Raw genomic sequence first — 12,615 nt, 5'->3', positions numbered from 1 at the left:
GGGCCTCAGCGGTAGAGAAGATAGGTGATGAACGAATCCGAAACCACGATCAAGACGATCGAGGTCACCACCGCCGAGGTGGTGGCCTCGCCCACCGCCAGAGCGCTGCGGCCGCACTGCATGCCGCGCAGGCAACCGGCAAAGCCGATGAGGACGCCGAACACCGAGGCCTTGAGGATGCCCTGGCCGAACTGGTAGAGCTGGATGGTTTTCCGGGTCTGCTCCAGATATTCCACCAGGGAGAGATCGAGCATGGCCACGCCGATCACCGAGCCGCCCAGAATGCCCATGATGTCGGCATAGACGCAGAGCAGGGGCAGCATCAGCATCAGGGCCAGAATCCGGGGCAGCACCAGGAAGCCCACCGGCGATATGCCCATGGTCCGCAGGGCGTCGATTTCCTCGTTCACCTGCATGGTGCCCAGCTGGGCCGCATAGGAGGCGCCGATCCGGCCGGCGATGATCACCCCGCTCATCAGGGCGCCCATTTCCAGGACCATGCCCAGGCCGACCAGGTTGGCCACATAGATCTGGGCTCCGAACATCTGCAGCTGCACCGCGCCCACGAACGAGAGGATCACCCCCACCAGAACGGCGATCAGGGAAACGATCGGCAGGGAACCGACCCCGCAATTCTGAACGAAATAGAGGAAATCCTGGGGCTTGAACGGCTTCTTCCCGGCCAGCAGGGCCAGCAGGGCCAGCAGGATTTCGCCGGTGAACGCCGCCACCTCGCGACTCTGCCCGATCAGGGCCAGGACGCAGCGGCCGATGCGGGTGGGCAGGAAATCCCGGCCCGGCGGGCTGTAGGTGACCTGTTCGGGAACCGCCTCCGAAAGGGTCAGCAGGCGTCGCACGCCCGGGGGCAGTCCGGCGCGGTCCACGTCGATGTGCCGCTGGCCGGCGGTTTTGATGACAGTCGCCAGGAAAATGAGCAGCCGGGTGTCCCAGTGTTCAAGGCCGTCGCAGGCAAAACCCAGGCGGTGGACGGTCCCGTCGAGGGCGGCGAGCAGGTCGGCCGGGACCGGGGGGTGGGCATGCAGGGTCCAGGAGCCGGCCAGGGCCACGACGAGATGGTCCGAATCTGGCCGTTGCAGAGTGAAAACCGGCGGCCGGGTCGCGGAACCGGTGGTGAGGCGGAGAGGCTCCTGCTGCATGGAGACGGTTCGGTTACCTGCCGAGCGGCTGGGCGTTGCGCCGCGGTTTGGGCAGGAGTTGGCGCAGGGCATCGGCCTGGCGGTTGTTCCATTTCTGGTTGATGAGGATGTCGAAAATCTGCACCGGTTGGCCGTAGTAGCTTGCGTTCCAGCCGTCCAGCGGGGAAATGGCGGCTCCTTCGAGGCTGACCCCGCCGTAGGCGCCCTGCGAGCGGCCAAAGGCGAGGATGTCGGCGGTCTGGGCCTTGGCCGAACCGCCGATCGGACCGGCGGCGATGGCCACGTCGGCCCCGATCTTGTAGTCGGTGGACAGCATGGCGTCGAGCCCCCGGTCGGTCATGATCAAGAGAATGATTTCCGATACATCGGCACCGATCTGGAATCCCACGGAAACCGAGCCCATGCTGTAGAAGGCCGGCGAACTCCATTTGCTGGTGGCGGCATCCTGGGCGACCAGCAGACCCCGGCCTCCGGAGCCGCCGACGATGAAACCACCGCGCAGCATCTGCGGCACGATGAGGATGCCGCGGGCGGAACCGACGTTGTTCCGGAACCATGCCATGTTGGGATCGGCCAGAAACCCCTTGTACACCGAAGTCGCCCGGTCCACCAGTTCGGCCGGTTCGCCGTAGTAGTCGGCCCTGGCCGGAACCCGGAGGAGGGCCGTGGCCAGAATGGCAACCGCGGCCATCAGAAATAAGCGACGGGATAATAACATGGCAAAGCCTCCTGGGAAAAACGGGAAACGTTTTTTGCTGCCGGAAGGAATGATGCTATTGTATCGATCTTTTTTGCACAAGCAAAAAATGGCCGATGGCCGGGGCGGGCGGCCGAAAGGACCGGGGCGACGAGGCAGGGGGGGCGGAAACGGTGGGAGCAACGGCCGCAAACCGGTGTTGTCGGCCGGTTTGCGGGGAAATCGTCGGCCGGGCGATCAGTCGACGGCGTAGAAGTATTCCTTTTCCGCGCCGCACTTCGGGCAGACCCAGTCGTCCGGCAGGTCGGCAAAGGCCGTGCCCGGGGCCACGCCGTTTTCATAATCGCCTTCGGCGGGATCGTAGACATAACCACAGGGGCATTCCATCTTCTGCATGGGGCTTCTCCTGAAATAGGGGTTGATGAAAACTTTCCGCCATCTTTTACAAAAAAAAAGAGGCGGAGGCTGCCACTTCTTTGCGGCTACAGTATAATTATTTCCCGACCGCGACAAGGAAAACCCTGGCCGAGGGAAAATTTTCTCCTTCATTGTGGTACTTGATCGCTTGCTTGCTCCTCCCTGGAAATTGCGGCGTAGAAGGGCAGGGCGGTGGAAAACGCGAGAAAAGGGCCGGCGATGAATATAATTCTTGACAAGCTCGGGGGATATCGAGTTAAATACCAAGTTCTACGACTAATTATTTCCACGCATGACGTTCTAGTTGAGGAAAGAGAGGAGGAGTCGCATGTATGCAATAATCCGCACCGGCGGCAAGCAATATCAGGTAGAGGCCGGTGATACGCTTCGCGTCGAGAAGCTGCTGGGCGAAGTGGGCGATACGGTTGAGTTGGCGGATGTTCTGCTGCTGGTTGACGGCGAGACGGTCAAGATCGGCCAGCCCGTGGTCGATGGCGCCAAGGTGGTGGCCAAGATCGTGGAGCAGGGACGGCACAAGAAGGTGATCGTCTTCAAGAAAAAGCGGCGGAAGGGCTATCAGGTCAAGAAAGGCCACCGGCAAATGTATACCGCCTTGAATATCGAGACAATTTCTGCATAACAAGTCCATCCGGAGAGTATACCATGGCACATAAGAAAGCAGGCGGCAGTTCCCGCAACGGCCGCGACAGCGCCGGCCAACGGCGCGGGGTCAAGCGGTTTGGCGGCCAGGTCGTCAAGGCTGGCAATATCCTGGTGCGGCAGTTGGGCACGGTGATCCATCCCGGCACCAATGTCGGTTGCGGCCGCGATTACACCCTGTTCGCCAAGATCGACGGCACGGTCAAATTTGAGGATTTCGGCAAGGACCGCAAGCGCGTTTCCGTTTATCCCGTCGAGCAGGACTGATCGTTCTTGCCTGGGAGGCGCGGCGCCTTGTCCGGCGCGGCTTCCCCTCGTCACGTTGCAACCCGGCATCACGATGTGTTGATGCCGGGTTTTTTTCGTATTGTCTTCCCCTTTGCGGCTCGCGGATAGATCATGGGTTTTGTCGATGAAGCCAAATTTTTCGTCAAGGCGGGCGACGGCGGCAATGGCTGCGTCAGTTTCCGGCGGGAGAAATTTGTGCCCAAGGGCGGTCCCAACGGAGGCGACGGCGGCCGGGGCGGCGATGTCCTGTTGCGGGCCGACCGCAATCTGCGATCCCTGATCGACTTTCGCTACAAATCCCACTTCAAGGCCGAATCCGGCGTCGGCGGCCAAGGCAGCGACAAGCACGGTCGCAGCGGCGGGGATTGCGTGGTGCGGGTGCCAATGGGCTCCTTGATCAAGGATGCCGAAACCGGTGCGGTGCTGGCCGATCTGACCGAGCACGGGCAAACCTTCTGCGCGGCCGAGGGCGGCAGGGGCGGTCTGGGCAACGCCCGTTTCGCCACCTCCACCAATCGGGCGCCGCGCAAGGCCACACCAGGACAGCCGGGCGAGGAGCGCTGGCTGTTGATCGAACTTAAGCTGCTGGCCGATGTCGGCCTGATCGGATTGCCCAACTCCGGCAAATCGACGCTGCTGTCCAGGCTTTCGGCCGCCAACCCCAAGATCGCCCCCTATCCCTTCACGACCCTGGAGCCGCAGCTCGGGGTACTTCCGTTCAAATACATCGATCCCTGCATCATCGCCGACATACCGGGGCTGATCGAAGGGGCGCATCAGGGCGTGGGCCTGGGGCATCAGTTCCTCCGCCATATCGAGCGGACCTCGATTCTGCTCCACCTCATCGACGTTGCCGGCGAAGGGGAGCAGCCCTACGAGGATTACCTGACTCTGGCCAGGGAATTGGCCGCCTACAAGCAGGAATTGCTCGAGCGGCGCCATGTGGTCGTCCTCAACAAGATCGACCTGGTCGATGGCCAACGGCTTGAGCAGGTCAAAGAACAATTTGCCGGCCTTGACCTGCCGCTGCTTGCCGTTTCGGCGGAAGAGGGGGATGGCCTGGAATCGTTGCGAGAGCTGCTCGGCGACCTGCTGGAGCAGCAGCGGGCGGAGGCGCGCCATGACCTTTCAGGTGAATAAGGAAGACGGGCTCTACTATCGGCAAACCCTTTTCGACCAAGCCAAACGGGTGGTGATCAAGGTCGGCAGCGCCGTGCTGACCGACGACAACGGCCTGGATGAAGCGGTCGTCGCCAACATCGCCCGCCAGATTTCCTTTCTCCAGTCAACGGGCCGCGAGGTGATCCTGGTCAGTTCCGGTGCCGTGGCCGCCGGCCGCAAGCGGTTGGGGGTGGTCAAGACCCCGCACGAGGAACTCAGGGTCAAGCAAGCCCTGGCCGCCACTGGGCAGGGCCTGTTGATGCAGGCCTACGAACTGGCATTCGCCGAGTTCCGGCAGCCGGTGGCCCAGGTGCTGCTCACCCATGCCGACCTGTCCCACCGGGGCCGCTATCTGAATGTCCGCAACACCATCCGCACCCTGTTCGAATTCGGGGTGGTGCCGATCATCAACGAGAACGACACGGTTTCGGCCGAGGAACTGCGCTTTTCCGACAACGACAACCTGGGCGCGCTGATGACCAACATGATCGGCGCCGACATGTTCATCATCCTCACCGATGTCGACAGTCTTTACACCGGCCATCCCGCGGAAGATCCCGAGGCCCGGCCCATTTATACCGTGGCCGCCATCACCCGGGAAATCGAGCGCATGGCCGGCCACTCGGCCAGCGCCCTGGGCACCGGCGGCATGATGGCCAAATTGCGCGCCGCCAAGATGGTGGCGGCCTGCGGCGGCTCGTCCTTCATCGGCCCCGGCCGGCACCCCGAGATTCTCAAGGCCCTGTTCAGCGGCGAGCTGGTGGGCACTTTTTTCCTTCCCGGCAAGGGCACCATCAACCGGCGCAAGCATTGGATCGCCTACGTGCTCAAGCCGCAGGGCTACCTGGTGGTCGACGACGGCGCCCGCCGGGCTCTGGTCGAGCAGGGCAAAAGCCTGCTGCCTTCCGGTATCGTCGAGGTCCGCGGCAATTTCTCGGTCGGCGCCCCGGTCCATTGCCTCGATCGCCAGGGCACGATGATCGCCGCCGGACTGAGCAATTACGGCGCGGCGGACATCGAGCGGATCAAGGGGCGAAAAACCGGTGAGATCGCCGCCATTCTCGGGGCCAAGGATGCCGACGAGATCATCCACCGCGACAACCTGGTGGTGCTTGGGCGGGAGGGCGTGCTATAAAGCCGCTTTACAATGCCTCCGCTTCACGTCATAGTGGAAGGCGCCTGGCATGCAGGCATCAAGATTGAAGATCTCAGGAGGAGACGACGGCGATGGAACGGGCACAGATCGAAGCAACAGTCCTGGAGATGGTAAAGAAAGCCAAGGGCGCGGCCCGTAGCCTCAGCGCCATGCCGGCGGCCTTGAAAAACGCCGTCCTGCTCGATGTCGGTGAGGCGCTGATCGCGCAGCAGCCGTATATTATCGCCGAAAATCTCAAGGATATGGCCGCCGGCGAGCAAAAGGGGCTGTCCGCCGCCATGCTCGATCGCCTGCGGATCACCGAAAAGGGCATCACGGACATGGTCCAGGGCCTGCGCGAGGTGGCCGCCCTGGAAGATCCGGTGGGTGAGGTCAGCGATATGCGCCGCCGGCCCAGCGGCATCGTGGTCGGCCGGATGCGGGTGCCGTTGGGCGTCATCCTGATGATCTACGAATCTCGGCCCAACGTGACCATCGACTCGGCGGCCCTGTGCCTCAAGGCCGGCAACGCCGTCATCTTGAGGGGCGGCTCCGAGGCCATCCATTCCAACCTGGCCCTGGCCAAGGTGCTGCAGGAGGTGCTGGCCAAACACGGGGTCGATCCCGCCGTTGCCCAGGTCCTGGATTTCACCGACCGGGAAGGGGTCGATGTCCTGCTGACGCAGGAGGCCTATATCGATCTGGTCATTCCCCGCGGCGGCGAGGGGCTGATCCGGGCGGTGACCGAGAAATCGCGCATCCCGGTGCTCAAGCATTACAAGGGGGTGTGCCACTGCTTTGTCGACGCCGATGCCGACCAGGAGATGGCCATCCCGATCATCCTCAACGCCAAGGTACAGCGGCCGAGCGCCTGCAATTCCCTGGAGGGGTTGCTGGTCCACCGGGAAATCGCCGAGGAGTTCCTGCCCAAGGCGGTCCACGCCCTGAAGAAGGAAGGGGTGCGCATCCTCGGTTGCCATTCCAGCTGCCTGATCTGCAACGAAACCATCGAGCCGGCGGCCGACAGCGACTGGGGCACCGAGTTCCTCGACCTGGCCCTGACGGTCAAGGTGGTGTCGGGCCTTGGCGAGGCCATGGACTATATCGACCAGCACGGTTCCAAACACACCGAGACCATTCTCACCCGTTCCTATGAGCACAGCCAGCGGTTCTTGCGCGAGGTCGACGCCTCGGCGGTGCTGGTCAACGCCTCCACCCGCTTCAACGACGGCGGCCAGTTCGGCCTGGGGGCCGAGATCGGCATTTCCACCACCAAGCTGCACGCCTACGGCCCCATGGGCCTGAAAGAGCTGACCACCCAGAAGTTCATCGTCTACGGTGCCGGAGAAACCCGGGCCTGATCCGTGGTGGCAGCGGATGCAGCACTGAGGGTCGGACTGTTCGGCGGTACCTTCGATCCCGTCCACCAGGGCCATATCGAGCTGGCGTTGCGCGTGCTGGCCCGTTGCCGGCTCGACCGGCTGTGGTTCATCCCGGCCCTGCTGCCGCCGCACAAACAACGGCCGCTGGCCTCCTTTGCCCATCGGGCGGCCATGATCGAAGCCGCCCTGGCCGATTGCCGGCAGACCGATGGCCGCATCCGCTGCGCGCGTATCGAGGAGCGGTTGCCGGCCCCCTCCTACACGCTCAACACGGTGCAGGCCCTGATTCGGGAAGAGCCGGGATGCCGGTATAGCCTGGTCATCGGCGCCGATTCGCTGCTCGACCTGCCCCACTGGCACAGGATCGACGAGTTGCTGCAAACGGTCGACCTGATCGTGGTCAAGCGGGACGAAATCGACCGGACGGCCGTTGACCGGGCGCTGACCGCCCTGACTCCGGCCTTTGTCCGCGAACCCGGACACTGTGACCGATGGCATGGCCAAGGCGGCCGGATCGCACTCTACCTCGACGATATCGAGTTGCCGGTTTCCTCCTCGGCCATCCGGGAAGAACTGGCGGAAGGCGCGACGCCGGCCCTGCTGCCGCCGCCGGTATTGGCTCATATCCGGCGCCACCGGCTCTACGGCTGGAAGGAGACCGTGTGAACTACATTGCCGATCTCCACATCCACAGCCACTATTCCCGGGCCACCAGCAAGGCCAGCAATCTGTACGGCCTGGCAGCCTGGGCCGCGGTCAAGGGGATCGGCGTGGTGGGTACCGGCGATTTCACCCATCCCGCCTGGTTTGCCCATCTCCACGAGTGCCTGGAGGCGGCCGAACCGGGCTTCTTTCGGCTGAAGAACGAGCCGGCCGCCGCAATCGGCGAGCTGCTGCCCGTGGGCATCAAGCCGGCAATGCCGCTGAGCTCCATCCGTTTCGTCCTCAGCGCCGAGATCAGCTCCATCTACAAGCGCGGCGGCAAGGTCCGCAAGGTGCACAACCTGCTCTATGCGCCGGATTTCGACGCGGTCCGCCGAATCAACGCCACCCTGGCCACCCTGGGCAACATCACCGCCGATGGCCGACCGATCCTGGGGCTCGATTCCCGAAATCTGCTTGAGATTCTTCTGGAAAAAGCGCCACAGGGTTTTCTGGTTCCGGCCCATATCTGGACTCCCTGGTTTTCGCTTTTCGGCTCGAAATCGGGATTCGACTCGATCGAAGAGTGCTTCGGCGACCTCAGTTCCCATATCTTTGCCCTGGAAACCGGCTTGTCGTCGGATCCAGAGATGAACCGACTGATCTCCGCCTTGGACCGCTTCACCCTGATCTCCAATTCGGACTGCCATTCGCCGGCAAAACTGGGCCGCGAAGCCAACCTGTTCGCCACCGATTTCGATTATTTCGCCATGCGGCAAGCCCTGCAAGAGCCGGTCAACGCGGCGGGGCAGCAGGTCTTCGCCGCCACGGTCGAGTTCTATCCCGAGGAGGGCAAGTACCACTGCGACGGCCACCGCAAGTGCCAGGTCTGCCTGGAGCCGGGGGAAACCAGGGCATCCGGCGGGCTCTGTCCGGTTTGCGGCAAACCCTTGACCGTCGGCGTGCTCCACAGGGTGATGGAGCTGGCCGACCGGGAGCGGCCGCTGTTGCCGCCGGGCAGCCCACGGGTGCACAGCCTGGTGCCCCTGGCGGAAATGGTGGCCGAACTGCTCGACTGCGGCCCGGCCAGCAAGAAGGTGATGGAAGGCTATGTCCGCCTGATCAACGCCTTTGGTTCCGAATTCGGGCTGCTGCTCGAGACCCCGGTGGAGGATATCCGGGCCAAGGGGTTTGCGCTGCTGGCCGAGGCAATCGAGCGGGTACGGTCCAACCGGGTGATCCGCAAGCCTGGCTATGATGGCGAATTCGGGGTGATCACCGTTTTTTCCGAAGGTGAGCGCGCCGAGTTGTGCGGCCAGGCCAGCCTGTTCGGCGCGGCAATGGGTCCGGCTCGAAAAGCGGCCAGAAAAAGGCAGCAGCTGGAAGTGCGCGAGGAAAAGCAGGAAGCGGCAACAGCCCAGGCGGCCAGGGAATTGAACCGCGAACAGCGGCAGGCGGTGGACAGCGCCGCCGCCTTGATCTTGGTCCAGGCCGGACCGGGTACCGGCAAGACTCACACCCTGGTGAGCCGGGCCCAACGGCTGGCCGCGCAGGCGGACCGTCCCTGCACGGTGATCACCTTCACCAACAAGGCGGCGGACGAGGTGCGGGAACGGCTGCAAGGCGCGGGAACGGAGCGGCTGCCGGTGACGGTCGCCACCTTCCACGGCTATTGCCTGGCCCAGTTGCGGCGCGGCGTCCCCGGCCTGCAGGTGGCGGGACCGGAAGAGCGGGCCGCCTTGATCGAAGAGCTTTTTCCCGGCTGGCAGGCCAAGGAGCGGGAGGGCTTTTCGCGCGCCCTGGGCGAGCTGTTCAGCCGCTTCGATCCGGAAGAAGAATATACCGCCGAAACCCGCCGCTATCTCGCCGCCCTGGAGGAACGGTCCCTGGTCGACATCGAGGCGGTGGTGCCGCGTACCGTGGATTTGCTGCGCCGGGACAACGCGGAGGCCGCCGCCATCCGGGCCGCCACCGGCCATCTCTTGGTCGATGAGTTCCAGGATGTCAACCGGGCGCAGTACGCCCTGGTCGCGCTCCTGGCGCACACCTCGACCGTGTTTGCCATCGGCGACCCGGATCAGGCGATCTACGGCTTTCGCGGTTCCGATCCGCAGTGGTTCTACACTTTTATCCAAGAGATGCATCCCGAGGTGCATCATCTGGTCCGCAACTACCGCAGCGCTCCGGTCATCGTCCGGGCGGCCGAACAATTAATCGCCGGCAACAGCCACCCCCTGCCGCTGGCGGCGATGCAGCCCTGTTCCGCCCGCGAGGGAACCATCCAACGCCAGGAATGCGCCACGCCCGAGCACGAGGCCCGCTTCCTTGCCGAACAGATCGAAATCCGCCTGGGCGGCACCTCGCACCGCGGCCTCGAACGGTTCGACCACACCGGCAATGGCGCGGTTGGCCTGCGCGACATCGGCATCCTCTACCGCACCGGCCGCCAGGCCGAGGCAATCGGCAAGGTGCTGACGGAACGGGGCCTGCCCTTTCAACTGGTCGATCTCGAAGCCTATTACACCAAGGACGATTGTCGCCTGCTGTACTGGTGGCTGTTGCTGATCGCGGGCCTGGCTGAGCCGGAACAGCTGCTGGGGCTGGTGCGGCGGGAACAGGGGCTGGGCGAGCAGGCCTTGCGCTTGATGCGGCTGGTGCTGCGGCAGGCGGCCCGGGAACAGGGGGGCGGACTGGCCGCAATTCCGTTGATGGGCGGACCCATCGACGCGGTGCTCGAGCCCCTGCGGCGGACGCTGATCCAGATGCGCGATCTGGCCACAACCGAACCGGTGGCCGTGGTGCTCGACGCCCTGGCCGCCCGCTACGGGTTCGATCCCAAGCAGCCGGACATGGAGCGCCTGCGGCAACAGGCCCTGACCTTTGATCGGTCGCTTTCCGAATTTGCCGTCCATCTGCACCGCTTCAGCGATTCGGTGCTCTACGATCCGCGCGCCGAGGCCCTGACCCTCTCGACCCTTCATGCCGCCAAGGGGCTGGAATTCCCCGTGGTCTTCATTGCCGGTTGCGAGGAAGGCCTGCTGCCGCTGGCGCCGCGGGCAGCGGCAGCCCCGGAGAAGCAGGCCAGCCAGCTGGAAGAGGAACGCCGCCTTTTTTACGTGGGCATCACCAGGGCCATCGACAGCCTGACCCTCAGCTGGTGCCGGTCGCGCGCCCTCTATGGCGGGCCGGCCGAGGCCAGGCAACCGTCCCGGTTCGTGGACGAGCTGCCCGCCGACGTCTTTTCCCCAATCCTCAAGCCGCGGGTACGGCGCAAGAAACCCGCGATGCGCCAACTCTCCCTTTTTTCGTGAGTCATGGAAGACAGCACGTCCGCACCCAACCGGGTTACCGAGCTTGAGGCCGAGGTCCAGCGGCTGGAGAGGGAAAATCGTGCCCTGCGGCAGAAGGCGCGGCAGGCCGATTCCGCCAACAAGGCCAAGTCCGATTTCCTGGCCATGATCAGCCACGAGATTCGCACCCCGATGAACGGGGTGATCGGGATCAGCGAATTGCTGCTCGACACCGAATTGCAGCCCCGGCAGAAGCATTTCGCCCAGCTGATCCGCACCTCGGCCTCGAGCCTGCTGACCCTGATCAACAATCTGCTCGATTTCAGCAAGATCGAGGCGGAGAAGATGGCCCTGGACATCGAGCCCTTCGACCTACGGGGCCTGATCGAACAGCTGCTGTCGCTGTACAAGGTGACCGGCAGGAGCAAGGGGCTGACGGTCGCCGCCGAGATCGATCCCAAGCTGGCGTCCCATTACCAGGGCGATAGCTACCGTCTGCGCCAGGTGCTGGTCAATCTGCTCGGCAATGCGGTCAAGTTCACCGAACGGGGCACGATTACCCTGCGGGTGAGCCGGGAGGAGACAAAGGGCAGGAAAGAACGGCTCCGGTTCGAGGTCGAGGATTCGGGAATCGGCATCCCCACCGAATCGCTCGACAAACTGTTTCAGCCATTCAGCCAGGTGGACAGTTCCTCGACCCGCCGCTACGGCGGCAGCGGCCTGGGACTGTCGATCTGCGCCCGGCTCGTCAAGCTGATGGGCGGCACCTTCGGGGTGCGGTCCGAATACGGGAGCGGTACTACCTTCTGGTTCGTGATCGCCCTGCCGGTGGCCGGCCCGATGCCGGCGGCGCACGAGGTGGCGGCGCCGGCCGCCGAAGAAACGCGCCCGGAGGAAACGATGGCTGCGCCGAGTCCGATGGAAGCGCCGGCAACCGTGCCGCCGCCTTCTTGCCAGGAACCGCACAATCCCCGCATCATGATTGTCGACGACGAAGAAACCAACCGCATCGTGATGGCGGAAACCTTTCGCCGCACCGATGCCGAGATCGTGCTGGCCTGCAACGGCTTGGAGGCCATCGATCTGTGCCGGGCCGGCCGGTTCGATCTCATCTTCATGGATTGCCAGATGCCGGTGCTCGACGGTTTCGCCGCCACCCGGATCATTCTCGACGAGGCCGAGCGGCATCGGTACGTCGTCCCTCCCGTGGTCGCCCTGACCGCCGACGCCACCACGGCCGCGCAGCAGAAATGCCGGGAAGTGGGGATGGTGGATTACCTGGTCAAGCCGTTGGACTTCAACAAGTTGCAGGCGGTGCTGGCCCGCTGGCTGCCCGAGTTGCCCAGCTCCATCGTTCCGGGGGCGGCGGGGGCGGAAGCAAACGACAAACCGGCGGTTCGGGAGCCGGTGGCGGTGAACGAGGCGGTTTTACTGCGCCTGCGGGAAAATGTCGGCGACATCACTCCGGTGGTGGCGGTATTCCTCCGCTCGCTCGACCGGCGTCTGGCCGAGCTGGACAAGGCGGTGCGGGCCAGAGATCCCGAGGCAATCAACAAGGTGGCGCACACGATGAAAGGCAGCAGCAGCCAGTTCGGGGCCGAGGAGTTGGCGCAACTGTGCCTGTTGGCCGAACAGATCGGCAAGAGCGGGAAGATGCAGCAGATCGACCGGCTCCACGGCCAAATCATCCGTTCGGTCGACCGGGTAAAACGTTTTTTTACGGAACTCCTTGATTAATAGACTGTAATTTATACAATAGTCATGTACAGCCGCGAAATATCCCACC

General features: G+C 63.9%; 11 protein-coding genes. 8 read left to right on the top strand and 3 right to left on the bottom strand.

The features are described 5' to 3' along the window. Positions 1-5: 5 nt before the first annotated feature. The 3 genes from RMR13_RS00495 to RMR13_RS00485 form a co-directional block, all read right to left on the bottom strand. Complete coding sequence (locus RMR13_RS00495) at positions 6-1,157, bottom strand: ABC transporter permease (protein ID WP_310598677.1); 1,152 nt, start codon at positions 1,155-1,157, stop codon at positions 6-8. A gap of 13 nt (positions 1,158-1,170) precedes the next feature. Further along, positions 1,171-1,875 (bottom strand): lipid-binding SYLF domain-containing protein, encoded by a 705-nt coding sequence (locus RMR13_RS00490; RefSeq protein WP_310598676.1) that lies wholly within the window; start codon positions 1,873-1,875, stop codon positions 1,171-1,173. Positions 1,876-2,091: 216 nt separating this feature from the next. Continuing rightward, the gene (locus RMR13_RS00485; protein WP_309413008.1) at positions 2,092-2,250 is read right to left on the bottom strand and encodes a rubredoxin; all 159 of its coding nucleotides are present in this window, start codon (positions 2,248-2,250) and stop codon (positions 2,092-2,094) included. Positions 2,251-2,599: 349 nt separating this feature from the next. Between RMR13_RS00485 and rplU the strand changes: the two genes are divergently transcribed. The 8 genes from rplU to RMR13_RS00445 all read left to right on the top strand — a co-directional run bounded on the left by rplU (position 2,600) and on the right by RMR13_RS00445 (position 12,566). After that, on the top strand, positions 2,600-2,911 hold the full coding sequence (rplU, locus tag RMR13_RS00480) for a 50S ribosomal protein L21 (protein ID WP_309413009.1): 312 nt from the start codon (positions 2,600-2,602) through the stop codon (positions 2,909-2,911). Positions 2,912-2,934: 23 nt separating this feature from the next. After that, positions 2,935-3,198, top strand: a complete 264-nt coding sequence (gene rpmA, locus RMR13_RS00475; protein ID WP_309413010.1) for a 50S ribosomal protein L27 — start codon at positions 2,935-2,937, stop codon at positions 3,196-3,198. A gap of 132 nt (positions 3,199-3,330) precedes the next feature. After that, positions 3,331-4,359 carry a GTPase ObgE gene (obgE, locus tag RMR13_RS00470; RefSeq protein ID WP_310598675.1) on the top strand — a complete coding sequence of 343 codons (1,029 nt, stop codon included), beginning with the start codon at positions 3,331-3,333 and terminating at the stop codon, positions 4,357-4,359. Next, the gene (gene proB, locus RMR13_RS00465) at positions 4,340-5,515 is read left to right on the top strand and encodes a glutamate 5-kinase (protein ID WP_310598674.1); all 1,176 of its coding nucleotides are present in this window, start codon (positions 4,340-4,342) and stop codon (positions 5,513-5,515) included. Before obgE ends, proB begins: the two co-directional genes overlap by 20 nt. Positions 5,516-5,607: 92 nt before the next feature. After that, positions 5,608-6,876: a glutamate-5-semialdehyde dehydrogenase gene (locus RMR13_RS00460; RefSeq protein WP_310598673.1), complete on the top strand. Its 1,269-nt coding sequence runs from the start codon at positions 5,608-5,610 to the stop codon at positions 6,874-6,876. A 6-nt stretch (positions 6,877-6,882) separates the two neighbouring features. Next, complete coding sequence (gene nadD / locus RMR13_RS00455; protein WP_310598672.1) at positions 6,883-7,563, top strand: nicotinate (nicotinamide) nucleotide adenylyltransferase; 681 nt, start codon at positions 6,883-6,885, stop codon at positions 7,561-7,563. Next, the gene (locus RMR13_RS00450; protein ID WP_310598671.1) at positions 7,560-10,850 is read left to right on the top strand and encodes a UvrD-helicase domain-containing protein; all 3,291 of its coding nucleotides are present in this window, start codon (positions 7,560-7,562) and stop codon (positions 10,848-10,850) included. Before nadD ends, RMR13_RS00450 begins: the two co-directional genes overlap by 4 nt. A gap of 3 nt (positions 10,851-10,853) precedes the next feature. Then, positions 10,854-12,566 (top strand): ATP-binding protein, encoded by a 1,713-nt coding sequence (locus tag RMR13_RS00445; RefSeq protein ID WP_310598670.1) that lies wholly within the window; start codon positions 10,854-10,856, stop codon positions 12,564-12,566. Positions 12,567-12,615 lie beyond the last annotated feature (49 nt).

This window comes from Desulfobulbus sp. (genome assembly GCF_031547805.1).
Taxonomy (GTDB): Bacteria; Desulfobacterota; Desulfobulbia; order Desulfobulbales; family Desulfobulbaceae; genus Desulfobulbus.
The sequence above is the reverse complement of the archived record's forward strand: the minus strand, read 5'-3'. Positions and strand labels throughout refer to the sequence as shown.